This is a genomic window from Streptomyces sp. VTCC 41912, from assembly GCF_045799175.1.
Taxonomy (GTDB): domain Bacteria; phylum Actinomycetota; class Actinomycetes; order Streptomycetales; family Streptomycetaceae; genus Streptomyces; species Streptomyces albulus_C.
The window spans coordinates 26,737-52,825 of sequence record NZ_JBJMAB010000049.1; the positions used below are offsets into that span (position 1 = coordinate 26,737).

Annotated in this window: 21 protein-coding genes; 12 read left to right on the plus strand and 9 right to left on the minus strand. The window is 73.3% G+C overall.

Annotated elements, in window-relative coordinates; all coding sequences use genetic code 11:
- Positions 1 to 14: 14 nt before the first annotated feature.
- Together ACJ6WD_RS37175 and ACJ6WD_RS37180 are read left to right on the plus strand one after the other, a co-directional pair.
- A complete protein-coding gene (locus tag ACJ6WD_RS37175; RefSeq protein WP_233661215.1) occupies positions 15 to 527 on the plus strand; it encodes an NUDIX domain-containing protein in 513 nt (170 codons plus the stop codon).
- On the plus strand, positions 524 to 1,603 hold the full coding sequence (locus ACJ6WD_RS37180; RefSeq protein WP_233661214.1) for a mevalonate kinase: 1,080 nt from the start codon (positions 524 to 526) through the stop codon (positions 1,601 to 1,603). Before ACJ6WD_RS37175 ends, ACJ6WD_RS37180 begins: the two co-directional genes overlap by 4 nt.
- On the opposite strand, the gene ACJ6WD_RS37185 is transcribed toward ACJ6WD_RS37180, so the two are convergent.
- From ACJ6WD_RS37185 to ACJ6WD_RS37200, 4 genes are all read right to left on the minus strand, one after another.
- Positions 1,596 to 2,708, minus strand: coding sequence for a radical SAM protein (locus tag ACJ6WD_RS37185; RefSeq protein ID WP_233661213.1), 1,113 nt, complete (start codon positions 2,706 to 2,708; stop codon positions 1,596 to 1,598). The two genes, ACJ6WD_RS37180 and ACJ6WD_RS37185, sit on opposite strands and share 8 nt — an antisense overlap.
- 182 nt (positions 2,709 to 2,890) lie before the next feature.
- The gene (locus tag ACJ6WD_RS37190) at positions 2,891 to 3,751 is read right to left on the minus strand and encodes a carbohydrate ABC transporter permease (protein WP_407617452.1); all 861 of its coding nucleotides are present in this window, start codon (positions 3,749 to 3,751) and stop codon (positions 2,891 to 2,893) included.
- Positions 3,748 to 4,728 (minus strand): carbohydrate ABC transporter permease, encoded by a 981-nt coding sequence (locus ACJ6WD_RS37195; RefSeq protein WP_407617453.1) that lies wholly within the window; start codon positions 4,726 to 4,728, stop codon positions 3,748 to 3,750. The genes ACJ6WD_RS37190 and ACJ6WD_RS37195 overlap by 4 nt, the downstream gene beginning before the upstream one ends.
- A gap of 5 nt (positions 4,729 to 4,733) precedes the next feature.
- Entirely contained in the window at positions 4,734 to 6,026 is a 1,293-nt protein-coding gene (locus ACJ6WD_RS37200) for an extracellular solute-binding protein (RefSeq protein ID WP_407617454.1), read from the minus strand.
- A gap of 295 nt (positions 6,027 to 6,321) precedes the next feature.
- On the opposite strand from ACJ6WD_RS37200, the gene ACJ6WD_RS37205 reads away from it, so the two are divergent.
- Positions 6,322 to 7,485: a serine/threonine protein kinase gene (locus tag ACJ6WD_RS37205; protein WP_407617455.1), complete on the plus strand. Its 1,164-nt coding sequence runs from the start codon at positions 6,322 to 6,324 to the stop codon at positions 7,483 to 7,485.
- Positions 7,486 to 7,490: 5 nt separating this feature from the next.
- Positions 7,491 to 8,222 carry an HAD family hydrolase gene (locus ACJ6WD_RS37210; protein WP_407617456.1) on the plus strand — a complete coding sequence of 244 codons (732 nt, stop codon included), beginning with the start codon at positions 7,491 to 7,493 and terminating at the stop codon, positions 8,220 to 8,222.
- Here ACJ6WD_RS37210 and ACJ6WD_RS37215 read toward each other — a convergent pair.
- Complete coding sequence (locus ACJ6WD_RS37215; protein WP_407617457.1) at positions 8,206 to 9,681, minus strand: N,N-dimethylformamidase beta subunit family domain-containing protein; 1,476 nt, start codon at positions 9,679 to 9,681, stop codon at positions 8,206 to 8,208. The genes ACJ6WD_RS37210 and ACJ6WD_RS37215 overlap by 17 nt on opposite strands.
- Positions 9,682 to 9,749: 68 nt before the next feature.
- On the opposite strand from ACJ6WD_RS37215, the gene ACJ6WD_RS37220 reads away from it, so the two are divergent.
- Both ACJ6WD_RS37220 and ACJ6WD_RS37225 read left to right on the plus strand, forming a co-directional pair.
- Positions 9,750 to 10,619, plus strand: coding sequence for a class I SAM-dependent methyltransferase (locus ACJ6WD_RS37220; protein ID WP_407617458.1), 870 nt, complete (start codon positions 9,750 to 9,752; stop codon positions 10,617 to 10,619).
- Positions 10,616 to 11,407, plus strand: coding sequence for a GNAT family N-acetyltransferase (locus tag ACJ6WD_RS37225; protein ID WP_407617459.1), 792 nt, complete (start codon positions 10,616 to 10,618; stop codon positions 11,405 to 11,407). Before ACJ6WD_RS37220 ends, ACJ6WD_RS37225 begins: the two co-directional genes overlap by 4 nt.
- A gap of 151 nt (positions 11,408 to 11,558) precedes the next feature.
- On the opposite strand, the gene ACJ6WD_RS37230 is transcribed toward ACJ6WD_RS37225, so the two are convergent.
- The gene (locus ACJ6WD_RS37230; RefSeq protein ID WP_407617460.1) at positions 11,559 to 12,692 is read right to left on the minus strand and encodes a hypothetical protein; all 1,134 of its coding nucleotides are present in this window, start codon (positions 12,690 to 12,692) and stop codon (positions 11,559 to 11,561) included.
- Positions 12,693 to 12,992: 300 nt separating this feature from the next.
- Here ACJ6WD_RS37230 and ACJ6WD_RS37235 point away from each other — a divergent pair, with 300 nt between their 5' ends.
- The 4 genes from ACJ6WD_RS37235 (at position 12,993) to ACJ6WD_RS37250 (ending at position 17,367) form a co-directional block, all read left to right on the plus strand.
- Positions 12,993 to 13,442: a hypothetical protein gene (locus ACJ6WD_RS37235; protein WP_331247552.1), complete on the plus strand. Its 450-nt coding sequence runs from the start codon at positions 12,993 to 12,995 to the stop codon at positions 13,440 to 13,442.
- 105 nt (positions 13,443 to 13,547) lie between these two features.
- Entirely contained in the window at positions 13,548 to 15,200 is a 1,653-nt protein-coding gene (locus ACJ6WD_RS37240; protein WP_407617461.1) for a multicopper oxidase family protein, read from the plus strand.
- A gap of 112 nt (positions 15,201 to 15,312) precedes the next feature.
- Positions 15,313 to 15,978 (plus strand): RraA family protein, encoded by a 666-nt coding sequence (locus tag ACJ6WD_RS37245; protein ID WP_407617462.1) that lies wholly within the window; start codon positions 15,313 to 15,315, stop codon positions 15,976 to 15,978.
- Positions 15,979 to 16,320: 342 nt separating this feature from the next.
- The gene (locus tag ACJ6WD_RS37250; RefSeq protein WP_407617463.1) at positions 16,321 to 17,367 is read left to right on the plus strand and encodes a methyltransferase; all 1,047 of its coding nucleotides are present in this window, start codon (positions 16,321 to 16,323) and stop codon (positions 17,365 to 17,367) included.
- Positions 17,368 to 17,407: 40 nt separating this feature from the next.
- Here the strand turns inward: ACJ6WD_RS37250 and ACJ6WD_RS37255 are convergent, their stop codons facing one another.
- From ACJ6WD_RS37255 to ACJ6WD_RS37265, 3 genes are all read right to left on the minus strand, one after another.
- The gene (locus ACJ6WD_RS37255) at positions 17,408 to 18,352 is read right to left on the minus strand and encodes an NAD-dependent epimerase/dehydratase family protein (RefSeq protein ID WP_331247549.1); all 945 of its coding nucleotides are present in this window, start codon (positions 18,350 to 18,352) and stop codon (positions 17,408 to 17,410) included.
- 232 nt (positions 18,353 to 18,584) lie between these two features.
- Positions 18,585 to 21,356: an ATP-binding protein gene (locus tag ACJ6WD_RS37260; RefSeq protein WP_407617464.1), complete on the minus strand. Its 2,772-nt coding sequence runs from the start codon at positions 21,354 to 21,356 to the stop codon at positions 18,585 to 18,587.
- A 211-nt stretch (positions 21,357 to 21,567) separates the two neighbouring features.
- A complete protein-coding gene (locus ACJ6WD_RS37265; protein WP_407617465.1) occupies positions 21,568 to 23,700 on the minus strand; it encodes a glycosyltransferase family 39 protein in 2,133 nt (710 codons plus the stop codon).
- A 418-nt stretch (positions 23,701 to 24,118) separates the two neighbouring features.
- Here ACJ6WD_RS37265 and ACJ6WD_RS37270 point away from each other — a divergent pair, with 418 nt between their 5' ends.
- Both ACJ6WD_RS37270 and ACJ6WD_RS37275 read left to right on the plus strand, forming a co-directional pair.
- Positions 24,119 to 24,499 carry a hypothetical protein gene (locus tag ACJ6WD_RS37270; RefSeq protein ID WP_233661196.1) on the plus strand — a complete coding sequence of 127 codons (381 nt, stop codon included), beginning with the start codon at positions 24,119 to 24,121 and terminating at the stop codon, positions 24,497 to 24,499.
- A 196-nt stretch (positions 24,500 to 24,695) separates the two neighbouring features.
- Positions 24,696 to 26,089: hypothetical protein (locus ACJ6WD_RS37275; protein ID WP_407617466.1), on the plus strand; the 1,394-nt coding region annotated here is incomplete at its 3' end.

Here is a 26,089-nt window from a genome sequence, read left to right on the forward strand (position 1 = left end):
CGGGACAGAACGGCATGGAAGGTGACGTCCAGGTGAGTTATGTCGGCTCGTACCTCTGGGAGTTGCGGCAGAAGGTGGGCAGTCGGCCGCTCCTCGTGCCCGGTGCCCAGGTCCTGCTGTTGGACGCGGCCGGCCGGGGGCTGTTCCAGCAGCGCGCGGACAACGGCGTGTGGGAGCTGCCGGCCGGGGCCTGCGAGGAGGGCGGCGACTTCGTCGAAACGGCCCGCCGGGAGCTGGCGGAGGAGACCGGGCTGCACGTCGAGCGGGGCGACCTGGAGGCGTTCGGCTCGTTGTCCGATCCCGCGGTCCACACCCTGACCTACCCCAACGGGGACGTCACGCACTGCTTCGCGCTGTGCTTCGTGGCCCGCCGGTGGTCCGGGGAGCTCTCCCCCGGCGCGGACGAGGTGACCCGGGCGCAGTTCCGGGCGCTCTCGGATCCGCCGCGGCCGCTGCACCCGCCCACCGCCGTGGTCCTGGAGATGTTCCGGGAGTTCGGCTCGACCGGAAGGTTCCAGGCCCGATGAACCGACCGACGACGGTGTCCGGAGCGGACGAGGGGGCGGCGGAGGGCGGTGCCGCCCCGGCGGCGGGGCGCGCGGTGGTGCCGTGCCGGGCGTGCCTCTCCGGGGAGGACCTGGACTGGCTGGGCGGCAGGTCGGTCAGCCTCGCGCTGGATCTGACCACGTCCGTCACCGTGCGGCCGCCCGCGGCCCGGCCGCCGACCGGTGCGGTGACGGACGATGGCGCCGGGGCCTGGGCGGACGAGGTGTGGGCGTTCCTGCGCCGGCGGCTGCCCGGCCTCGGCGTCCGGCCGCCGGCCGTGACCGCGCGCAGCGACGCGCCGGCGGCCAGCGGCCTGTCGTCGTCGACCGCGCTGATCGTGGCGCTGTTCCGGGCGTTCACCGAGGCCGCGGCGGCGCCCGGGTGCGGCGGCCGACCGGTCCCGGTGCGGACGCTGGCCCAGTGGGCGTACGAGTTCGAGTTCGCCGTCTTCAACGGCGGCGGCATGGACCACCTCGCGGTCATCGCGGGCGGCCTGCTGCTGCTCGACGGGCGGACCACCGGCCTCCCGGAGATCGTGCACCGCAGCGACTTCCCCGACGAGTGGGCGGTGGTGGTGCTGGACTCGGCGACCCGGAAGGACACCAGCGACCACATCCGCTCGGTGCGCGCCCAACTCGCCGCCGGGGACGCCCGGCTCGCCGAGTACCGGGAGCGCACCGACGCCGCCTCGGCCGAGGTGTGGGACGCCGTCCGGTCCCGCGAACTGTCCGTACTGGGTGCGGCGATGGACCGGGCGCACGGTGCGATGCGGGACCTCCAGGGCATGTCCACGCCGCTGTTGGAGGAGCTGCGGACGGTGGCGCGGCGCTCCGCCGGGCTCCCGCTGAAGCTCAGCGGGGCCGGCGGCGGGGGCGCACTGGTCGGGGTCTGTCCGGCCGCCGAGCAGGCCGAGGTGGTGGCGCGGCTGCGGCGGGCGCTCGGCCCGGCGCATCCGCGGGCCCGGGTGATCCCGGCCCGGGCCGCGGCGGGCCTCGCGCCGGAGATCGCCGCGGCACCGGCCCCCTGGGCGGGGGTGCCGGGCCCCGTCCCTAGATGAACGGGTCGTAGTCCGTGCCGGGTTCCGGTGCGGCCAGGGTGCCCGCCGTCGTTCCGATCCCGATCTGTTCGAGTTCGAGGTTGGAGCGGTGGCGGGCGCAGTGGAAGCGGCAGTCCCGGCTCGGGTCGACGATGCCGCGGTCCGAGGTGCGCCAGATCTCCGGGAGGCTCTCGGTCACCGCGTCGCCGATCCGGGCGCCGGCGTTCCCCCGGTGGTAGGAGCAGACGTACACCCCGGACGGGGTGACCAGGGTGCGCAGTTCGGCGACGCGGCAGCGGTGGTAGTCCTTCTCCTGCACCGGCCCGACCCGGTTGCGCAGGGAGGTCAGCGTCGAGGAGTTGACGACCTCGAAGCCGTCGCCGGCGAGGACCGCGGCCTTGTCGAGCTGCTCGTCCACGGAGGTGAGGATCTCGTCGGGCACCTGGATGACGTGGTGTCCGTCGTCGAACATGGCCTTGGTCTCGAAGTAGTCGCAGCCGATGTCGTGGGCGAGTTCGGCGGCCTGGAGCACCTCGTGGTGGTTGGTGACGACGGTGCCGTCGGGCTCCTGCCGGGTCATGACCAGGAACGAGTAGCCCAGGGCACCGCGCTTGGCCTCGGCCAGCAGCCGCATGTTGCCGATGACCTTGTCGAAGACGCTGCGGCCCTTGCGGTCGGGGCGGAAGCGCCGGTAGGTCTCGCTGGTGCCGGCGTCCACGGAGACCCGCACCCAGGAGGCGTAGGCGGCGAGTTCGGTGAGGTTCTGTCGGATCAGGGTGCCGTTGGTGACGACGCCGATGGCGATGCCGGCCTCGCCGAGGACGCGGAGGACCTGGCGGGTGCCCCGGTGGGCGAGTGGCTCGCCGCCGCCTATCAGGACCACCCCCCGGACCTCCATCTCGACCAGTTCACCGGCGAGTTCGGCGAGCCGCTCAGGGGTGAAGCGCCCCTGGTTGAGCAGCTTGCCGCTGATGCATTCGGGGCAGGCCAGGTCGCAGAAGGTCGTCGGGTCCAGGTCCACGACCAAGGGGCCGCTGGAGCGGGTCCCGGTGGCCGCTTCGAGGATCCGGGGCCAGCCGGACGGCTGGTACAGCTTGGACACCAGGTCGAGACGGTCGAACGTCACGTGTTCTCCTGCAGGTCGGAGGTTGCGTACACCGGTGGAGCGTCGGGCCACCGGCCGTGCGCGTGCCGCGGGGCGCTGGGGCGGCGGGCCCGATGGGGTGGTGGTCGGGGCGGGTGACCGCTGCGGTCGCCCGGCTCAGCGGCGGGCGGCCGTCGCGGGGCGGTCGGCCGGTCTTCGACGGCTCACCCCTTGACCGCGCCGGCGGTCAGGCCGGCGCCGATCCGCCGCTGGACGAGGGCGAAGAAGACCGCGACGGGCAGGGCGGTGAGGGTGGCGCCGGCCATCAGACCGCCGTAGTCGGTGCCGAAGCTGGTCTGGAAGGACAGCAGCCAGATGCTGAGGGTCTGCTTGTCGTTGCTGGACAGCAGCACGTAGGCCAGCACGTACTCGTTCCACGCCTGGACCAGTGCGTAGATGGAGGTCGCCACCAGGCCCGGGGCCAGCAGCGGCAGGACGACCCGGCGGAACGCGCCGAGGCGGGTGCAGCCGTCGGTCATCGCGGCCTCCTCCAGCTCCACCGGGACGCCGGCGATGAAGCCGCGCAGCAGCCAGACCGTGAACGGCAGCATGAAGACGAGGTAGGTGAGGATCACGCCGGTCAGGCTGTCGGTCAGTCCGGCGTCGCTGAGCAGCAGGTAGATCGGGATGATCAGGCCGGCCAGCGGGACCATCTGGACGCCGAGGATGACCAGGACGAGGGCCTTGCGGCCGGCGAACGAGAAGCGGGCGAGGGCGAAGGCCGCGAGGGTGCCGATCAGCAGGGAGACCAGCACGGTGCCGACGCCGATCAGCACGCTGGAGCGGACGTTGGCCCAGAACGTCGGGGTGTCCGCGGCGCGGCGGAAGTGTTCCAGCGTCAGGTGGTCGGGCCAGAAGTGCGGCGGGTCGGCGTGGATCTCGGTGGCGGGGCGGAAGGCGGTGAGCAGCATCCAGTACAGCGGGAAGGCCATCAGCGCGCTGAAGACCAGCCCGAGGGCGTTCGCCGTGGCGCGTCGCCGGCGCCGGCGGCCGGGTGCGGGTCCGGTGTCGGGGGCTGTGGTCACTCGGCCGCTCCCAGGTGGACGAGCTGCCGGACGTAGACGACCGCGCCGGCCAGCAGCATCAGGACGGTGACGACGGCGATGGCCGCGCCGACGCTGTAGCGGTTGACGGCGAAGGACTCGATGAACGAGTAGACGCCGAGCAGGTAGTACTCCTTCTCCGGCTGGCCGCCGCGCATCAGCCAGATCTGGTTGAAGACCCCGAAGTCCCAGATGGCGCTGAGTGAGGTGACGAGGACGGCGGACGGTTTGATCACCGGCCAGGTGACGTGCCGGAACAGTTGGCCGGGGCGGGCGCCGTCGACCAGCGCCGCCTCCTCCAACTCGGCGGGGACCTGGCTGAGCGCGGCCTGGAGGGTCAGCGCGGCGAACGGGACGGCGCCCCAGACCACGACGCCGGTGATGACGGCGAAGCCCTGCCAGGGGTCCTCGAACCAGTTGTGCTTGCTGAGGTCGAGGCCCGGCAGCAGGCCGAGGAGCCAGTTGACGACGCCGTAGTCGGCGTCCGTGAGCCAGCGGAAGATGGACGCGGCGACCATCACCGGCATGGCCCAGACGGCGACCAGGACACCGGTCATGACCGTCCGCACCCACGGCGCGACCCGACGCATCAACAGCGCCACCAGGAGCGACAGCACCATGGTGGCCACGACGCAGGCGACGGTGAACAGGGCGGTGCGGCCGACGACGGTCCAGAAGAAGCCGTCGGTGAGGATCGACCGGTAGTTGGCGAGCCCGGCGTAGGGCGGCGGGGCCCCGGAGAACAGCTCGCGCCGGGTCATGTGCTGGAAGGACAGCACCACCAGGTCGACGAGCGGGTAGCCGAGGACCGCGGCGAGGGCGAGGACGGTCGGGGCGATCAGCAGGTACGGCAGCAGCCGCCGGCGCAGGGTGCGCCGCGGGCGGCTCGCCCGGGCCGTCCGCGGCCGGTGCGGCGGCGGGGCGGCGCGCGGCGGCCCCGGCAGGTCCACGGTTCCCACCGCCGTCAGTGCTCGTTGATCACGGCGTCGATGTGGCGGTCCGCGGCCCGTGTGGCGTCCGCCACCGATTGTTTGCCGGTCGCGATGTCCTGGAGCATCTCCTGGAGGACGTTGGACTTCTCGACGGCGCCCCAGCCGGGGGCGAGCGGGGTCACCCAGCCGCGTTCGGCGGCCTGTGCGGCGGGGCCGTTGACTCCGCCGGCGGCCACCTCCTTGAGCTGGGCGGTGTTGTTGGGCAGGGTGTCGGCGGCTATCAGGCGGCGTTGTGACGTGCGGTCGGTGAACAGCCGGATCCAGTCCTGGGCCAGGTCCTGGTTGCCGGACTTCGCGGGGATGGCCAGAGTGGAGCCGCCCAGGAACGGGGGCAGCAGCTTGCCGGAGGGGCCGGGGAAGGCGAACGTGGCGAACTTCCCGCGCAGCGCCGGGTCACCGCCCGACCTGCTGTCGGTGGCGGCCTTGGCCTCCCAGGTGTTGCCGTAGAACATGCCGACCTTGCCCTGGCCGACGACGGCCGGTTCGTCGCCGTTGTCCTTGGAGCGGTCGCCCGTGTAATAGGCGTCGAGGAGGTCCTTCCAGGCGGTGAGCCCGGCCACGGAGCGGGCGGAGGACAGCGCCCCGTGCCAGCGGCCGTTCTCGCGCACCGCGATCTCGCCGCCGGCGTCCTTGACGAAGGCCATCGCCGCGTACCAATAGCGGCCGGGCATGTAGAAGGCGGAGAAATTCTTGTCGGCGGCGCCGAACTTCGCCTTGAGTTTGTCCAGGTCGGCGCGGAGTTCGGGAAACGTGCGCGGGGCCCGGTCCACCCCGACCTGGGCGAGCAGATCGGTGCGGTAGATGCCCACCCGGGCGCCGACGTAATAGGGGACGCAGTAGGTCTTGCCGTTGTCGCGGCAGGCGTCGCGGAGCGCCGGGAGCCATTCCGCGGAGTGATCGAATTTCGCCGGATCGACGGTCGTGAAGGCGCCGTTGACAACGTAGTTGGTGGTTTCGCTGTTGCCCATTTCCACCACGTCGGGGACATTCCGCCCGGCGAGCGCCGCGTCGATCTTCTGGTTCTTGGTGGTCCACTGCTGGTACTGCACGGTGACCTTGATCTTGGGATAGGTCTTCCGGAAGCGGGCGTTCACCGCGGCCACCAGATCCGGCCAGCTCTCCTGGGCGTCCACGGTCAGCCAGACCGTGAGCTCGCCGGTCCGGTCCGCGGCGGCGACCGGCTTTCCGCCGCCACAGCCGGCCACCGTGCCCAGCACGGCCATTGCCGCCAGGCCCGCCGCCAAACGGGAGATACGTACGGCCATGATCTCCTCCGTCGGGTTGTCGGAACCGGCTGTATCTACCCCGGGGGTCCGGTCTCGCACCTCGGGGATTCTTTCCGGCCAGAAAAATCGGCGGTCGGAACTGAGCTTCGAAATATTCCGCGTTCGACCGTCGGGCAGGCCGGGCCATATGCCGATCTTGCGTTAGCCGTGGCAAAGCCATCGTGGCTTTGACGCAAAAGGAACGCTGCCCGAATGATCGGCTCTTGACGGCGCCACCTCCGCTGCCTCAGTTTTGCTCGGGTGTCTCCCACGTCCCCTATCGAAGGGTTTGCACGTGACTGACTACGGCACGACGGCCGCAGATCCGGCCAACCGCCCCGTGCAGGTGAACGCCTGGAACGGCTGGGATCCCCTGCGGCACGTCGTCGTCGGACGCGCCGACAACGCGGTGGTGCAGGCTCCGGAACCGGCGGTCCGACGGGACTTCCCCGACGACGGGTTCCCGCTCGGCACCTACGGTCCGATGCCGGCCGAGATGACCGCCGAGGCCAACCAGCAACTCGACGACTTCGCAGCGATGTTGAGCCGTCGCGGCATCCGCGTCGACCGCCCCACCCCGGTCGACTTCAACCAGCAGGTCAACACCCCGGACTGGACGCAGGAGACCATGTCCGGCTGCATGCCGCCGCGCGATCTGCTGCTGACCGTCGGCAACGAGATCCTCGAAGCCACCATGTCGTACCGCAGCCGCTGGTTCGAGTACCTCTGCTACCGGCCGCTGCTCCAGGAGCTGTTCAGGTCCGACCCGCGGATGCGCTGGGAGGCGGCACCCAAGCCGCGGCTGACCGACGCCACGTACAAGCCGGGGTTCTGGGACACCTACAACTCCCTGCCCACCGACGTGCAGTTGGCCCGGGTGCGGGACTACGACCTGGTGCTGACCGAGGAGGAGCCGCTGTTCGACGCGGCGGACATCGCGCGCTTCGGCAAGGACCTCTTCGTCCAGCTGTCGTTCGTCACCAACCGCAGCGGCCACCAATGGCTCAAACGCCACTTCCCCGACCACCGGGTGCACGCGGTGACCTCCACCAACACCCACCCGCTGCACATCGACGCCACCTGGGTGCCACTGCGCCCCGGCCTGGTACTGCACTGCGGCGAACGGCTGGCGGACGCCGAGCTGATGGAGTTCTTCCGGCTCAACGACTGGGAGATCGTCGAGGCCGTGCAGCCGGCCAGCTGGGACCACCCGCCCAAGCTGTCGTACTGCAGCCCGTGGCTGGCCGGGAACATGCTCAACCTCGACCAGAACACCCTGTGCATCGAGGAGAAGGAGGTGGCGCTCGCCGACCAGCTCTCCGGCTACGGCTTCGAGATCGTGCCGGTGCCGTTCCGAGCGGTCGGCCCGTTCGGCGGCGGTCTGCACTGCGCCACCTTCGACATCGAGCGGGACGGGACGATGGAGGACTACTTCCCGCGCCGCCACGGCCGGTTCTGAGTCCGGTGCCGGAACCGCCACCGCCCGGCCAGGCCGCCGTCCGGGGCGTGATCCTCGACTTCTACGGCACGCTGGTGCGGCTGGTCGAACCGCTGCCGCCCAGTCACCGGCCGTTCTTCCTCCGCCGGGGCCTGATCGGGCCCGCCGACGCGTGGGGCGACCAGTGGTCCGCCGGACCACCGGACGGCGCGGCGCACACCGCGCACTCCGCCAACGAACGGGCCTACCACGCCTGGGAGTTGGAGAGGTTGAGGCATCGTGCGCTGGCCTGCGGCGTGCCGGTGGCGGAGGCCGGTCCGCTGGCCGTCGAGATCGACCGGGCCATGAAGGACATGCGCCTGGCGCCGTTCGACGACGTGCCGGCGGCGCTGGCCGGGCTGCGCGCCCGCGGCCTGACGGTGGCGGTCTGCTCCAACTGGTACTGGGACCTGGACCGCGCCCTCGACGCCGTGGGGCTGACCGGCCTGGTCGACGTCGCGGTCACCTCGGCCCGCGCCGGGGCCCGCAAACCGCATCCGCTCATCTACCGCACGGTGTTGCAGCGCTGCGGGCTCCGGCCCGAACAGGCCCTGTTCGTCGGTGACGTGTGGGAGGTGGACGTCGCGGGGCCGCTCGCGCAGGGCATGCGGGCGGTCCACCTGTGGCGCCCCGACCGGGCGGTGGCCGGGGTGGCCCCGCCGCTCCCGGACGGGGCCGCCCGCATCGCCTCGTTGACCGCGCTCAGCGCCCTGGTGTGACCGGGCCCGGGGCGGCGAGCCGGTCCAGCACGTTGCGGGTCACCCGGACGACGCCGGCGTCGAGTTCCCGGCCGCAGACCACCGGCCAGTCGGTGGTGCCGGCCGTGAACACCGTGCCGCCGTCGGTGTAGAGCCCCATGGTGGCGGCGCGCGGGCTGGTGAGCGCCGGCTCGCGCGCCGGGCAGTTCCAGTGCCCCCATTTCAGGTGGTGGAAGTCGTCGTGCACCGGATCGAGGAGGTAGATCCCCAGGATGAGGAAGGACTCGGGCGTGCCGTCCGCCCCGGTGGCGTGCGCCACGCCGTCGGCGTCCCGGGCGAAGGCCGCGCCATCGCACTCGTAGCCGATCAGCGGCGTCCCGGCGCCCAGGGCGTCGGCAGGACCGCCGTCGGAGCCGTCCCGCAGGCCGGTGCCCTCGTACACCCAGTGGTCGGCGTGCTGCACGAGGTAGCCGGCGCGCGGCCGGTCGCCGGGCCAGTCGCCCGGCCACATCCCGCCGTTGCGGAAGCTGACGCCGGTCAGTGCGTTCTCGGGTGCGCCGACGCCGTCCGGCGGGGCCGGCCACCACTGGTCGGTGGCCGGGAGGTGCGGGTACTCCGTGCCGACGTGGTGGTCGGTGTCGGAGACGAACGCGGTGTTCCCGTCCACCGGGTGGACCCGCCACCAGCAGGTGTTGGCGCTGAGGAACGCCACGTTGCCGCCGCCGCGGACGAACTCCGCGACGTGGTCGCGCATCGCCGCGCTCCAGTACTCGTCGTGGCCGACGCTGAGCAGCAGCCGGTAGGGCGCGAGCAGTTCGGGGTCCTCGTGCAGGTCGAGGTCGGTGCAGTAGTCGACGTGGTAGCCGCTGCGCTCCAGCCAGGCCAGGAACGGCGCGTCCCAGTAGGCGAGGTCGATGACTCCGCCGGGCCGGTGCAGGCTGAGCCGGTGGCCGCGCGGCCCGTCCGGACCGGCTTGCTGGTGGACGGGATTGTCGTAGAGACTGCCGGCCCGCTGCGCGTCGGCCCGGTCGCCGCGGTTGTAGGCGTGCCGGGTGTACGTCGACTTCTTGTAGAGGATGCGGGCGCCGCTCGCCGCGGGACGGGCCGGGCGGACGACGAAGAACTCCCGCTCGAAACCCTCGATCCCGGAGTCGTCGAGCAGCGGAACCCGTCGGGCCCGGTCTTCCGGGCCCTCGATGAAATGCGCGAGGTAGAGGCCCGACGGCCAGTCGTCGGGCAGGTCGTGGTGGTACGCCGGCCAATTCCAGTCCACGGCGGGCGAGGCGTGCCCCGGGACGCCGTCCGGATGCGGCGGCGGGGCGGCCAGCACCCCCGGATGCGGTCCGCTTTCCGCCAGGAAGGTCAACTCCTTTCCCAGGCGGTAGAAACGGACCCGGAATTCCTCCGCGTCCGTCGACACATGAAATTCGAGACGTCGTCCGGCGGGCACGCTCTCACGTTCCATATATCCCTCGATCACGCGCGTCATGCTAGGAGCGCGAACGAGGCACCGACAACGGAACTTCCGGCCAAGAAAGGCAGCAGGAAATGAACCGAGAATTCCGGGTACGCGAACTCGCGCTGGGCATCGAGGGGTTGGCACTCCTCCGTCATGCCATGGACGCGGACGAGGATTTCCTGAAAGCCCGGGTGGCGGAGATCCAGGCACTGGCCAACGACGAGGGCGGCCGGCTCCCGGACGGCGGCGCGGCGGTCGACGAACTGGACGCGGCGGCCGGCTACGCCTCCTGGTCGACCCGCTACGACTCGCTGCCCAGCTCGTACATCGAGGTCGAGGAGCCGGTGGTGCACCGGCTACTGGACCGCGGCCCGGTGGGCACCGCACTGGACGCGGCCTGCGGCACGGGTCGCCAGACCGCCGCGCTGGCCGCCCGCGGCTACCGCACCATCGGCGTCGACCAGTCACCGGAAATGCTGGCGCACGCCCGCCGCAAAGTGCCCGGCGCGGAATTCCGGCACGGCCGAATGGAAAGCCTCCCGGTGGACGACGAGAGCGTCGACCTCGTGGTCTGCTCGCTGGCGATGACGCACCTTCCGGACCTCACGCCGGGGATCGCCGAATTCGCCCGGGTACTCCGTCCCGGCGGCCGCATCGTCCTCTCCGACCTGCACCCGTTCGTCGTCTCCCTCCAGGGGCAGTGCGTATTCGTCCACGAAACGGACCAACTGGCCTTCGTCCGCAACCACGTCCATCTGCCCGGCCGCTATCTCGACGCGTTCCACGCCGCCGGGCTGACCGTTCGGGAATGCCACGAACCGCTCTTCAACGGCCGGCTGGCCCCCGGGGGTTACGAGGAATCCTTCGCGGACGCGGCTCGGGCCGCCTGGCAGGACATCCCGCTGGTCATCGTCTGGTCCGCCCAGAAGCCGGGAAATCCGCAGGAGCGCACCGCATGACCCTCCAGTTCGTGAACCACACCGAGCGTCCGGAATTGTGGGACCGCCTCACCGGGGAATTCGCCGGCGTGGTCCCGGAATACAACCTGCACGGCGACATCAACGCCGGTTTCTGGGACCGCCTGTTCAGCGATTTCCCCGACCACCAGTTCCTCCTCCACGACGCCGCGACGGACACCGTGCTCGGCGCCGGTCGGACCCTGCCCCGCACCTGGGACGGCACTCCCGAGGGCCTCGGCACCGGCCTCGACGCCTCCATCGCGGCGGCGTTCGAGGACCACGACGCCGGGGCCGCGCCCGATGCCCTGTGCGCCCTGGGCATCGAGATCGCCCCGGCCCACCAGGGCAAGGGGTACTCCACTCGGCTCCTGGGCCACATGGCCGAGATGGCCCGCACCGCCGGCCTCTCCCACGTGATCGTCCCGGTGCGCCCCACCTGGAAGGACCGCTACCCGCTCGTCCCCATCGACCGCTACGCGGCCTGGACCCGGGCCGACGGCGCCCCGTTCGACCCCTGGATCCGCACCCAGGTGCGCCAGGGCGGGACCGTCTCCGCTGCGGTGGCGGAGTCCTCCCGCATCACCGGCACCGTCGCCGAATGGGAGGCGTGGACCGGGATGGCCTTCCCCGACGACGGCCGGTACGTCTTCCCGGGTGGCCTGGCCCCCCTCGACATCGACCGCTCCTGCGACCGCGGCGCCTACTGGGAGCCCTGCGTGTGGATCACCCACGACGTCCGCGACGGTGCCGACCGCAGCGGCTCCGGGAGATCCGCACCGGCCGCCTGAAGGCCGACCGGTCGCCTCCCCTCGGGGTGCGAGGACGAGAACGGTGGTGACGGCGGTGCCTGGACGCCGCCGCCACCGTCGCCGTCCGGATTCCGGAGCCTCGCGGAGACCCTCCCTGGAGCCCGGCCGCGCCAGGCGGTGCGCACCCGGCCTACCGGACCTGCGCGGGCTGCCCCTCCACCGGCCCGAGCAGCCGACCGCCGCACCGCACCGCGCCCTCCGCGTAGGCCGCCATCAGCGCGGTGTGCTCCGGAGTCAGTTCCGGCCGGCGCTCGGGGGGCAGCCCGGCCGGCCCGACCGTGGACAACGCCGCCGCCCGGACCCGGGCCGCGGCCTCGCCCACCGGCCCCGCCGCCGCCCGGCATGCCGCGTGCCGGCGCGCGGCGTCCTCGGCCTGCCGCCCCAACAACAGGCAGTGGATCCACAGTTCGTCCGCGAAGCCCCGGCCGAACAGTCGTCCCACCGACGCCGCGGCGTCCTCGGCCCGGTGCCGCCGCACCACGTCCCGGACCTGACCTTCCGTCAGGCCGGTGGTGGGCAGCGCCTCGGTCCAGCGCAGGTGCCGCCGCGGATCGGCGTCGTGCTCGTGTCCCACGGGCCGCACGTACCCCTCGCCGTAGCGCATGTACGGCAGCCAGCCCCACTCCTCCAGCACCCAGCCGCGGTCCAACAGCGGACGCGCCTCGGCCGCCCCCACCGGGCACACCGCCAGCCGGATGCCCTGCGCGGCGTGCCCGTTGATGCTGCTCGTCCCGATGTGCTCGACCACGGTCGGCACCGCGAGCAGTCCCGGTCGGGCCTCGGTCCGCAGGAAGGTCGCCATCACCTCGTCGTCGTGGCGCTCGGCGGTGCCCGCGGCGAACGCCCGGAACGCGTCAGCGGTGCGCACCGGCAGGCAGATGGCCAGCGTCGGCGCGAACTCCTCCGGCACCGCCCGCACCCAGCCGGCACCGGCCAACGCCGCCAGTCGGGCCGCGGCGCCGTTGCGGGCGTGCCAGTTGGTGTAGAAGATCAACGCCTCGTCCGGGAACCGTGCCACCGATCCGGCCACCAGCTCCACCAGCTCGGGCGGCGCGGCCACGTCGTCCTGGACGACCAGGTGGTGTCCGGCGTCGTCCGCCCGGGCCGCCCACGCCACCAGCGCGGTACGCAGTGCGGACGGCGGGCCGGTCGGGTCCGGATCCAGCGCCAGTCCCCCGAGCCCCAGGCGGGCGGCGAGCGCCGCGGCCTGTCGCTCGCGCACCGGATGGGTCATCACTGCCGAGCTGAGGGAAGTCGTGCTCACCGGGCCACTCCTCTCACAACGCGCGGACACCGCACGGACATCGCGGTCGGGCCGCCTCATCGTGGCAGATCACCGGGCAACGGCCGCCGCACCGCTGGAGAGTGGCCGAATCCTTGCGGAGCGGGTCCGAGCCGGGCCGCCGGACGGGCTCGCCCCACCGGGCCCCGACCGGACCCGCTCGGTCGGGGCCGACCACTCGCCCTCATAGCCCCAGGGGGTATGGTCGGGCCGCAGCGGCACACGTGGCGCATGGCGCGAAGTGACGGTCGACCGAGCGGCGGAGGGGAGGAACGCGTGAGCATGCGGACACACCACCGGCAGCCGACCGCGAGGATCGGCCACCGGCGTCCCGCGGCGCTGCTCGCCCTCCTCTGGCTGGTCCTCTCGGTCATCGCCCACCACGACCTGCCCGAGACCGCCCCCGCGACGGCCTTCGCGCCGGCCGCCGTCGCCGCCCACGCGCCCGCCCGGTCCCCTCTCGCGCCGGCCGTGCACGCCCCGTCCGGCCACCGCATGACCGGCGCCGCGCACGCCGGCGGTGCCGGTCATCTCCACGACGACGGCGCGCCCTGTTCGTCGGGCGCCCACTGTTCGTCGTACGACGTGCGGTCCGAGCACGTCGTGGGGCCGCCGCCGCTGCTCGGCACGGCCCGCACGGCGCGCACCGCGGCGCCCCCGACACCCGGACCGCGCCCGGTCGGCGGGCCCTCGCCACCCGATCCGGCGACCCTCTCCGTCCTCCGCGTTTAGGCCGAGCCGCACTTCTCCCCGGCCTTTTCCTCCCCTGCGCACGAGCGCCGCGCCCCACGGTGCGCGCCCGCGCGCCGGGCACCCCTGCGTGAAGGACACCACTCCATGAAGACCATCGATCGACGCGCCGTCCTGCTGGCGGGGCTGGGCGCGGCGGGCTCCGGCCTGCTCGCCGGCTGTTCCGCGGACGCCGCGGGCCCAGCGGCCCGAGGCGGCTCCGGCCCCACGCTGGTCAGCCCGTCCGGGGCGGCCGTGGCGGCCGCCGAGAAGAAGCGCCACCACTCCGGTCGGGAACGCCGGTTCAAACTGACCGCGACCGCCGGCGCCGTCGATCTGGGCGCCGGGAAGACCGTCCGGACCTGGAGCTTCGACGGTCGGCTGCCGGGCCGGGAACTCCGGGTCACCGCGGGCGACACGCTCGTCGCCGAGCTCGCCAACCACCTGCCGCAGCCCACCTCGATCCACTGGCACGGCCTTGCCCTGCGCAACGACATGGACGGCGTCCCGCCCGTCACCCAGCGGGCGGTGGCGGCCGGCGGGGCGTTCACCTACCGGTTCGTCGCCGAGACGCCCGGCACCTACTGGTTCCATCCGCACGTCGGGGTCCAGTTGGACCGTGGCCTGTACGGCCCGCTGATCGTCGAGGACCCGCACGAACCGCTGGGGTACGACGACGAGTGGGTCGTGGTGCTCGACGACTGGCTCGACGGCGTCACCGGTACTCCGGACCAGGCGCTCGCCGCGCTGCAACGGGGCATGGGCCCGGACCACGGTGCCACGCCGCACGACGGGAAGGACGGCTCACCCGGCGGTACCGGAGGGATGGGTGGCATGGGTGGAATGGGAGGGATGGGCGGCATGCAGGGCATGGGCAGCTCAGGTGACATGCCGGGGATGCCGGGGATGGCCGGCACGGACGACCCCTTCATGCTGATGGGCGCGACCAGCACCCTGCTGGGCGGCGACGCCGGTGACGTGAGGTACCCGTACTACCTCGTCAACGGCCGGGTGCCGGCCGCGCCCGCCACGTACCGGGGCAAGCCCGGCCGCAGGCTCCGGCTGCGGATCGTCAACGCCGGCGGGGACACCGCGTTCCGCGTCGCCCTCGGCGGCCACCGCCTCACCGTCACCCACACCGACGGCTATCCCGTCGCCCACGAACCGGCCGACGCCCTGCTGATCGGCCCCGGCGAACGGTACGACGCGCTGGTGACGTTGGGCGACGGCGTGTTCCCGCTCGTCGCTCTGGCCGAGGGCAAGGGGGCGGCCGGACTGGCCCTGGTGCGCACCGGTTCCGGCCGTGCCCCGTCCGCCGCCGTCCGGCCCGCGGAGCTCAACGGCCGGATCCCGGTCGCCGGCGCCCTGCGGGCCGTCGAGGGCGTCCGCCTCGCGTCCCGTCGGCCGGACGTCACGCACCGCATCGCGTTGACCGGGGGGATGGCGAAGTACGACTGGGCGCTCAACGGCCGGCGGTTCGCCATGAACGCCGCGGACGCCCACCCCTTCACCGTCGGCGGCGGCCAACGGGTGCGCCTGCAGTTCGTCAACACCACCGACATGTGGCACCCGATGCACCTGCACGGGCACACCTACCAACTCGGCGCCGCCGGCCCCCGGAAAGACACCGTCATCGTCCTGCCGGGCTCGACCGTCACCTGCGACTTCGATGCCGACAACCCGGGCCGGTGGCTGATCCACTGCCACAACGCCTACCACGGCGAAAGCGGAATGATGGGGCTGCTGGCCTACGACGCCTGAGCGCCGGTGGGCGGCACGCCCGCCCGTGCCGCCCACCGCAGCCCCGGCCGTCCGGTCGTCCCCGCGGCCGGTGTTACCGTGCGCCGCAGCCCGCACCGAACGGAGACAGCGCATGAACGACCACGCCGGTTCCCCCGCCCCCGACGGGTTCCGGGAGATCCCGCCCACCACCCTCGCGGACGTCCTGGGCCGCGGGCAGGTCATGGACATCGGCATCCGGCCCCTGTGGTCCCCGACGCCGCGGGTCGCCGGCCCCGCGTTCACCGTGCGCTGCCCGTCCGGCGACAACCTCATGGTGCACGCGGCCATCCACCGCGCGGCACCGGGTTCGGTGATCGTCGTGGAGTCCGGCGACCTGGACCACGCGCTCGCCGGCGGCAACGTCTGTGCCGTGGCCCAACGCCGGGGCATCGCGGCCTTCGTCGCAGACGGCCTGATCCGGGACCTCGCCGAGGTGCGCGCGATGGGCTTCCCGGTGTTCGCCCGCGGGGTCGTCCCGTTTCCCGGCGGCAAGGCGGCCGTGCGGCCGCACAACGTCGACGTCCGGTGCGGCGGGGTGGACGTCCGCGCCGGGGACGTCGTGGTCGCGGACGAGGAGGGCATCGTCGTCGTGCCCCGGGACCGGCAGGAGGAGGTGCTCCGGGCCGCCCGTACCAAACTGGCCAAGGAGGCCGAAGAGAGCCTCGACGCCTGGGAAGCCGCGCACCGCGCCCGCATCGACGCGATCCTGCGGGACGGCGGGGTCGAGGGCGGGCTCGACGGCGCGCTCGACGGCTGACGGGGCACCGTCCCGGGCCGGGGGTGGGCGCGTTGTGGCGGCCCGCCCTCCCGGTTGCCGGACCGGCCCGTCCCGCCTGGTGCGGTGGGCAGTCTTGCCCGGTGCAACGCGCTGCGCCATTCTCGAATCCCCGTTGCTGACGGGGGCGGTCCTGCCGTTCCTGGACACCTCCGCCGACTGACCCCACGTTCCCGCGACGAACCGGTCCGGCGGGTCGGGAAGCCCTCGGCCGCCAGGCCGGGAGGGAGTTGCGCACGGGGCGGTGGCGAGGGCGGCAGGGCGCGGCACGAGCGAGTGAGGGGCATCCGCCCGACTCACCGACCATCTGCCCGGAGGCTGCCGGTGAACACCCCGAACCCCACCGACCACCCCGATCTGACCGAGGCCACGGCGCACGCGGGTGCGGCGCACCTGATCGACCAGTCGCTGGGGCACCTGTACTCCGCGGCGTTGCGGATGGCCGCCGTCCACCACCTGGCCGACCATCTGGCCGGCGGCCCCCGCACCGCCGCCGAACTCGCCCGACTCACCGGCACGGACGCCGCGTTCCTGCGCCGGTGCCTGCGCTACCTCGCCTCGCGCGGGATCTTCCGCGAGGACGCCAACGGAGCCTTCCACCTCACACCGGCCGCGCAGTTCCTGCGCGCCGGGGTGCCGGGCTCGCTGCGCGACGCGGTGCTGCTGCTGACCGACGCGTTGTTCGTGCGCGCGTCGTCGGCCCTCGACACGACCATACGGACCGGCAGACCGGGCTTCCCCCAGGTCGTCGGCGCGCCGTTCTTCGAGTACCTCAAGGAGGACGCCACCGCCCGGGAACTCTTCGACACCGGCATGGCGGCGTTCGCCGAGCCGCTGGACGCCCTGGTCGCCGGCGCGTACCCGTTCCCCGAGCGGGGCACCGTGGTCGACGTGGGCGGTGGGCGGGGCGGGTTGCTGCGGCAGGTCCTGCGGCGCCACCCGGGGCTGACCGGCGTGCTGTTGGACCGGGCGCCCGCGCTGGCGGACCACGTGCTGGACGAGCCGGGGCTCGCCGGGCGCTGGCGGGCCGAGCCCGGCGACGTGTTCACCGCCGTGCCGGACGGCGGCGACGTCTACGTGCTCCAGCGCGTCCTGCACGCCTGGGACGACGACGCGGCGGTGCGCGTCCTGACCGCCTGCCGGCGCGGGCTGGCACCGGACGGCAGGGTGCTGGTCGTCGACGTCGTGCCGGTGCCCGGCAACGCCCCGCCTCCGGGCGAGGCGTTGGACGTGGCGATGATGACGCTCGTGACCGGCAGACGACGCGGCCCGAAGGAGTTGGACGGCCTCTTCGCCCGTGCCGGCCTGCGCCGCACCCGGATCCTGCGCACGCCCGCCTTCGCGTCCCTCGTGGAGGCCGTCGCGGCCTGACCGCGACCCGGTCGGACGGGGTCGTTCCGCGGCCCGACCGTCACGCGGTGCCGGTGGTCGATCGCGCCCGCCACCAGTCCACCGTCGCGTCGACCTGTTCGTCCACGGGGGTGGCCCGTACGGCGAAGGCGGCTTCGTAGGCGCGTGCGTCCATCACGAACGGGCGGTCGAACTGGTAGCGGATCTCCTTGAGTTCGCGGATCAGCGGGGAGAAGAGCCCGGCGACGCCCAGCGCGACCGGCGGCAGCCTGCGCACCGCGACGGGGCCCCTTCCGGCGCGGGCGGCGAGGCGGTCGATCATCTGCCGGGCGGACAGCGCCGGTTCCGTCGGGACGTGCCAGGCCCGTCCCCAGGCCCGTTCCTCGCCCGCGACCTCGACCAGCGCGGCGGCGACGTCGGGGAGGTAGCTCCAGCTGTGCGGGGCGTCCGGGTCCCCGAGCACGGAGACCGGTTTGCCGCGCAGCAGCCGCGGCACCACCTGGGCCGCCAGGTGCCCGCCGTCGGTCACGCCGGGCCCGAAGAAGTCCGCGGCCCGTACCTCGACGGCCCTGAGGCGGCCCTCTTCGTGCCGGCGCAGCACCTGTTCCCATCCGCCGGCCCGCACCCGGCCCTTGACGCCGGTCGCGGCGAGCGGCAGGTCCTCGGTCAGCGGACCGTCGACCGGGCCGTAGCCGTAGAGGTTGCCCAGCATGACGAGGACCGCGCCGGTCTCCTCGGCCACCGCGCAGAGCGACGAGACCAGCGGCGGCCAGTCCTCGGCCCACCGGTGGTAGGGCGGTGCGCCACAGCCGTGGAGCGCGACGGCGCCCCGCACGATCTCCGTCAGCCGCTCGCGGTCCCGCGCGTCGCACGCGACGTGCTCGATGCCCGGCTCCGGACTGCGGCCGGAGGTGGTGACGACCCGCACCGCGTGCCCCCGCGCGACGAGCAGTCGAGCGGTGGCCGCCCCGGCGGGCCCGAATCCCATGACGACGTGATGGCTCACCCCGGCACACTAGCGTGCGAACGGGTTGCGGCCCACCTCGGCGCCTGCCACCCGGGCGACCGTGCGGGCCGTGTACTCGGCCGCCGGGATCTGCCCCAGGACCGCGCGGCGTCGGAGTGCGGTGTCCTCCGGTCGCCCGGTCGGTCCGCCGGCTCTGCGCCCCCACTTCCGTGCGCGCGCGGCGGCCGTGGCCCGTTGGGCCGAGCGCCTGCGCGCGACCTCCCCGGCCGGCCTAGCGTCCTCGGTGGCGACGGATCCCCAACTCCGTTGCGCCGGCGCCCACCCCGGCCACGGGGAGGCCACCGCTGCCCGGTACTGCGGGGGCCGCGGTGACGATCGGTGCCGGTGCGGCCGGCAGCGACACGACCATGGTGAGGCCGCCGCCGGGCGTCTCTTCCGGGACGAGCGTGCCGCCCATCGCCTCCGTCAGGCCGCGGGAGAGCGCCAGTCCCAGTCCGAGGCCGGTGGTGTTGTCGGTGTCGCCGAGGCGCTGGAAGGGCTCGAACGCCCGCTCCCGGTCGGGGAGTTGAATGCCCGGACCGCGGTCGATGATCCGCAGCTCGACGCGGCCGGCGAGCGCGCTGGCGCCGATCGTGACCGGACGGCCGGCCGGCGAGTGGCGTACCGCGTTGGACACCAGGTTGGCGATGACGCGCTCCAGCAGCGGCGGGTCCGCGAGCGCGTCGGGGGCTTCCGCCAGCCCGCGGGCGACGACCCGGCCGGACGCCTGCGGGGGTGAGTCGGGCAGGGTGTCCAGTGCGGCCGCGAGCACGTCGGCCAGCGCCACCGGCTCCCGGTGCGGGGTCAGCGCGCCGGCCTGGAGTCTGCTCATGTCCAGGAGGTTGTCGACCAGGCGGCTGAGTTTGGCGAGCGACTCCTCGGCGGTGGCGAGGAGTTCGTCCCGGTCCGCTGCGGAGAACTCCACGTCGCGGCTGCGCAGCGAGCTGATCGCGGCCCAGCTGCCGGCGAGCGGGGTACGCAGGTCGTGGCCGACCGCGGCCAGCAGCGCGGTGCGCATCCGGTTGGCCGCCTTGACCACTTCGACCTCGGCGGCCGCCTCGGCGAGCCGGGCCCGTTCGACGGCCGCGGTCAGGTGCGCGGCGAAGGCGGTGAGCACCCGGTGCTCGGAGGCGGGCAGCCGGCGCCCGGTGAGCACCAGCACGCTGTCGTCCCCTATCGCCACCTCGGTGCGGTGGTCGGCGCCCGCCCCGTCCGCGGCGGCCGGGCCCCGCACCGGGTCCGCGGCACCCGTGGCACCCGTGGCCCCCGTGACACCCGTGGCCCCCGTGTCGGCGACACACGAAGGCCACGACGGCTCCCCCGTCTCCACCCGCGGACGCAGCTCGATCCGGTCCATGCCGAAGGTCTCCCGGGTGCGTTCCAGGAGGGCGGGCACGGCACGGTCCCCGCGCAGGATGCCGCCGGCCAACGAGGTCAGCGTCTCGGCCTCCGCGGTCGCCCGGGCGGCGCGCCGGCCCAGGCGCAGTGAGCGGTCCACGATCGCGGCGACGGTGACCGCGACGGTCGTGAAGGCGGCCTGTGCGACCACCACGTTCGCCTCGGCGAAGGTGAACTCCCCGACGGGCGGCAGGAAGTAGTAGTTCAGCAACAGCGAGGTCGTCACCGAGGCGAGCAGGGCGGACACCACACCGCCGATGCACGCCACGCCCAACACGGTGAGCAGGAACAGCAGCGCCTCACTGGTGAGGTTGAGCGAGAGCGGCCCCGAGACGGCACGCAGGACGAGGGTCAGCAGCAGGGGCAGCACCAGGCCGGCGATGGGCCCGGCCACCCGCCGGCTGCGCGGCAGACCGCTTCCGGCCACCGGCCAGCCGCGCCCCTGCCCGGCGCGTTCGTGGCTGACCGTGTGGACGTCGATGTCGCCGGAGAGTTCGACGACGGTCTCCCCCACCCCGCGCGGGGCGAGGAACCGGCGCAGTCGGCCGCGCCGGCTGGCACCGACGACGAGTTGGGTGGCGTTCTGGGCGCGGGCGAAGTCCAGCAGGGCGGCGGGCACGTCGTCGGCGACCACCGCGTGGTAGCTGCCGCCGAGGCTCTCGACGAGCTGGCGCTGACCGGCCAGCGCGGCGGCCGAGGAACCGGCCGGCCCGTCGCTGCGGGCGATGTGCACGGCCAGCAGGTCGCCCGCGGAGAGGGCGGTCTCGGCCGCGCGGTCGGGGTGGCGGGACCGGGGGAGGTTCACGATCCGCGCGGCCCGACGGATCAGGGTCGTGCCCTCCGGGCCTCCGGTCAGCGCCACCACCACCCGTTCCCGGGTCTCCCACACCGGGCCGATCCGGTGGTCGTGCCGGTACGCGCACAGCGCTTCGTCCACCCGCCCGGCGACCCACAGCAGCGCCAGTTCACGCAGTGCGTTGAGGTTGCCGAGGCGGAAGTAGTGCGACAGGGCGGCGTCGACCTTCTCCGGCGGGTAGACGTTGCCGTGCGCCATGCGGCGGCGCAGGCCCTCGGCCGGCAGGTCGACGAGTTCGATCTCGTGGGCGCGGCGCACCACTTCGTCGGGCACCGTCTCGAACTGCGGCACCCCCGTGATCTTCTCGACGACGTCGGTGAGCGACTCAAGGTGCTGGATGTTGAGGGTGGCCACCACGTCGATGCCGGCGGCGAGCAGTTCCTCGACGTCCTGCCACCGCTTGGCGCGCCGACCGCCCGGAGCGTTGGTGTGGGCGAGTTCGTCGATCAGCGCCACCGCGGGGCGCCGCTCCAGCACCCGGTCGAGGTCGAGTTCGGCGCGTTCCGCGCCGCGGTGCCGGCGGACCAGGCGGGGCAGCACGGTCAGCCCGTCGAGCATCGCTTCGGTGGCCGGCCGGCCGTGGCACTCGGCGAACGCCACCAGCACGTCCGTGCCGCGGGCGGCCCGGCGCCGGCCCTCGTCCAGCATCCGGTAGGTCTTGCCGACGCCGGGAGCGGCCCCGAGGAAGACCTTCAGCCTGCCGGGACGCGGCTCCTCCGCCGCCCCGGTCCCCTCGGTGGCCCACCGCATGACGTGCTCCCCTTCCGCACCACGGCGCGCCGGACGGTGCCGCGCGGAACGCTTTCCCCGCGGTCTGTCACCGGCCGGCGCGCGAACTCGTCCTCCGAGTCCCGCGAGCATCGTCACCGCCCACCGTCACGAACCGCGCGGCGCTCCGCAGACGTTGACGCAACCCTGACCCGCCGGTGGGCCGGCCGGGGTGGGGGCTTGCCGTCGCCCGTCAGCGCCCCGGAGCCGACCGGGCCGTGGCGGGCTCCGGCGCGCAGCGGTAGAGCCGGTGGGCCTGGCCCGGTACGCGGTCGCAGTGGGCGCGCACCCATGGGGCGATGGCGCGACCGGGGTCGGTGGTCGGGGCGCCGAGTACGACGTACCGCAGCTGCCCGGTGGCGACGAGCGCGCGGAAGCCGGCCGCGGTGGGGGTGGGCGCGGTGCCGGTGAAGCCGCCCATCGGCAGCACCGCGGCGCCGGCGTGGAGGATGTAGGGGGAGGCGGTGCGCCAGCTGGTGGTGGCGAAGACGTAGCGGGCGCCGCCCTGGTGGGCCCGGGTGTAGGCGAGGAGCTGCTGCTGGACGGCGGTGAGCCCGGAACCGTCGGGGGACGCGTCGGCGGACTTGGCCGGGGAACGGCCGGGGGACGGCTCGGCGGCGGCGCCCCCCTCGTTCGGGTTCGGGTTCGGGGTCGCGCCGTCGGGGCGGCGGGGGTGGTGGGTCGCCAGGCGCGCGGCTGCGGCCCGCTCGGCCGCCAGGCGGTGCCAGTTCGCGACCGGCCCGGTCGAGCCCATGCCGGAGTGCCCGTACTCCGGGTCGAGGACCGACGACGCCCAGGCGGCGGACGGCAGGAGCATCGCCACGAGACCGGTGACGAGGCCCAGTACGGCGGTCCGCCGCCGCACCGCACCCGTGCCGGCGGTGCGGCCGGGGCGGGCGCGAGCCATCAGCACCAGCGCGCCCACTCCCAACGCGACCGCCGCCGGCGCCAACCACGGCAGGAACGTCGGAAAGAGTCGCGCGAGCGCCGCCGACCAGGCCACCGTGGCGACCACGACGGTCGGCAGCGCCCACGCCCGGCGCCGCCCGCCGCGCAGCCAGGCACGCCAGAACTGCACCGTCCCGGCACCGAACAACGCCGCCAGGGGAACGGCCAACACCCCCATGTAGTAGGTGTGGCCGCCGATCGCCCCGGCACTGAACACCAGGAAGTACGTGGCCAACCACACCGCCCACAGGACGAAACCGGCCCGCAACGGATCCGTTCGCGGCCGGCCGCGCCGCCACACCAGTCCGCACACCGCCGCGAGCGCCGCAGCCGGGTACAACCAGCCGATCTGCGAGACGAGTGACGGGGCGAACATCTTGAGCCACTGTGCGGCGGTGGGCCGGGAACGGCCGGTGGGGGGCGCCGGGGCGGTGCCGGCCATGGTCGACACGGCGACGCTGCCGGTGTCCGCGGCGCTCACGTTGACGCTGGAGAAGCGGTTGAGGAAGTTGTAGCCGACCACCTGGCTGACCGCGGAGTTGTTGGTCGTCCCGTCGACGTAGGGGCGGTCCTTGGCGGGGGTGAACGTCACCAGCAGCACCCACGACGCCGACACCGCCAGGCACACCGCACCCGCCACCGACAGGTGCGCCAGCCTGCGCCGCAGCGCCGTCGGGGCGGAGAACGCGTACAGCAGCCCGAGCGCCGGCAGCACCCCCCACGCCTCCAGCATCTTGGCCTGGAAGCCCAGCCCCACCCAGACACCGGCCGCCACCAGCGGACGCAACCGACCCTGGCGGGCCGCGCGCAGCGTGGCATCGGCGGCCAGCAGCACGCACAGGGTGAACGCCGGGTCCTCGACCGGTGTGCGGAACAGTCCGGCTATCGCCGGGGTGACGGCGAAGGCGGCGGCCGCCAGGAGGGCCGGGTGCTCCCCCGCCCAACGGCGCACCGCGCGGTACAGGACCGCGACGCTGAGCACGCCCTCGATCACCTGGGGCAGGGTCAGCGCCCACGGGTGGAAGCCGAAGATCCGCACGGAGAGCGCCTGCGGCCACAGGAAGCCCGGCAGTTTGTCGATGGTGATCGAGCCGCCGGGGTCGAAGGAGCCGAAGAGGAAGGCGTGCCAGCTCTCCGCCATGCTGCGCGCCGTCTCGGCGTAGAAGGTGTGGAACGCGCTGTGTTGGATGTCCCAGGCGAACAGCACCGCGGCCAGGGCGAGGATGGCCAGCAGCGCGGGACGGGCGTACGTGGGCGGTGGCGCCGCGTCCGTACGCGAGGCCCGGACGCGGGCGAGTGGTCCACCGCGGCCCGTTCGCCCGGTCGGGGTGGGCGCCGCCGGGGGTGTGCTCGCCGGCGAGGTCGCGTTCGCTGGCACGGTCGGGGCACCCGGCGGGGGCGCGTCTCCCGACGGGGACGCGTGCTCCCCCGCGGACACACTCCCCGCTGAGGTGGTGCTGGCCATGGACGATCCTCCCTGGTGGAACTCACCGGTCGGTGTGCCAGATGACCGGATGGGCGCCAGGGATCCGCGGGCCCCCGATTGTTCAACGAACGTTCAGCTCGCGCTGTCGGGCGGGAAAACAGCGACGCACGGGCACGGGCCGGGACAACCCGGGCAGCGCAAGATCACATGATCGACATCTACGCAAGCCACACCCCGGCCCCATGTGCTGCCCGCTCTGCAACAAAGCTGTTGCAAAGACATTCTTGAGGTTTGTCCAGTCCAAGTGTTTAAACTTTCCATCACCATTGTGGCGCACAGTCACGATCACGCGAGAGATGTAGGGAACTCGGTGGGAGACGGCTTCAAGGCTGACGTACCGTCACTGCGCACTGGCGGCAGCGACTTCGACCAGATCGGCAAGGACTACCAGAGCCTCGTCGACAAGCTGGAGAGTGCACTGACCTCTCTGGAGGGCTCGGACACACCCCCCTGGGGAGACGACGACCTGGGCGAGAAGTTCGGCATCGTCTACGAGGGCCTGCGGGACGGCATGTACGAGTCCATGGCGCACCTCGCCAAGAAACTCCAGGAAATCGGCGGCGGGTTGACGAACATGGCGAAGAACCACGAGGCCGACGAGGAGTCCACCGACGCGGTGATGCAGCGGCACCTCTCGGAAGCCAAGACGGAGAGCCAGGCGGTCGGCCGCCTCAAGAGCCCCAGCCTCTGACGGGTCGCCCAGCGGGCACCACCCGCTCCATCCGCCGACCCCGCTCCCTTCCGCCACGCCTCCTGCTCCGCGCCCGCTCCGCCCCGTCCTGCCCCTCCGTCGATCTTGGCCTGCGCATGCCCACTTCTTTACCCCTTGCCGTACCTCACCCCCACCCCCACACCCGTGATCTAGAACCTGCCGAGGGAACCCCGTCGTGTCGCTAATGCTGCCGGACGCACTTGAGTGGGTCCTTGAAATGCTGGGGTTCAACTGGCCCACGGCAGATGAAGACAAACTGCGAGAATCCGCCCAGGAGTGGCGGAACTTCGCCTCCGGCGTCGAGGAGCTCCAGCAACGGGGCGTCACGGCGGCCGGCAACGTGGTGTCGCAGAACTCCGGCGACTCGATCGACGGCTTCAACACCACCTGGGAGAAGTTCGCCGGTGGCTCCGGGTCCGGGTACTTCTCCGACGCCCGCACCGCCGCCGAGACCATCGCCGTCGCCCTCGACGTCGCGGCCGGCCTCGTCATCGGCATGAAAGTCGCGGTGATCGCCCAGTTGGCGATCCTTGCGGCCGAGATCATCGCGGCCCAAGCCGCGGCACCCTTCACCTTCGGCCTATCGGAGATAGGCGTGGCCGCCGCCACCGCGGCGACCCGGGCGATCGTGCGGAAGATCATCAAGGAGGCCGCGAAGCAGGTCCTCGACGCGGCCCTGGAGACCGCCAAGGAGCCGGCGGTTTCGGCCCTCCAGGCCATGATCTCGGACGTCATCACGCAGTCCGTGAACATGAGCTTCGGTGCGCAGGACGGCTTCGACGCCGGCCGCACCGTCAACAAGGGCGTCGAGGAGGGCAGCAACGCGCTGGAGAACTCGGGGCAGACGTTCGCCGAGTCGCTCCGCGACGGTGCCGGCGCCAAGGCCGGTCACCACGCCCGCAACGGCCTGGAATCGGCCGCGGGCCACAACTCCGGAGGGGACTCCGGACACGAGTCCGGAAGCGGGAGCGGCGGTTCCGAGAGCACGAGCTCGTCGGGCGACGGCGGGTCGTCGTCCGGTGGCGACGGTGGAACGACCACTGGGGGCGGCACGTCGACTGGCGGCGGCGCTTCGTCGGGGGGCGGGTCGTCGTCGGGCGGCGGCGGAAGCTCGTCACCGGGCGGGCACACCTCGACGGGCGGCGGTTCGACCGGCGGTTCGACCGGCGGTTCGACCGGCGACTCCTCAACGGGCGGCCCCTCGAACGGCGGCTCCGCACCGCATGACTCCCTGTCGGGCGGCGCCGGCGGCGACTCAACCGGCGGCAGCGGCAGCGGCAGCGGAACCACCGGCGGTTCGCCGAACCCCGTTACGCACGAAGGCAGTTCGCCCACCGGCGCAACCGGTGACCACTCGACAGGCGGCGGCACCCCGCCCCGGCCGATGAACTCCGACACCCCGCCGCCGAGCCGGCTGACGCCCTTCGACGAGGGCTACCGGGAGTCCCAGTCGACACCGCAGAACACCGACGCCCCGCCGCCCGGCGCCTCGCACACGCCGTCCCCGGACACCGCACAGGCACACACGCCGTCCCCGGACACCACGCAGGCACACACGCCGTCCCCGGA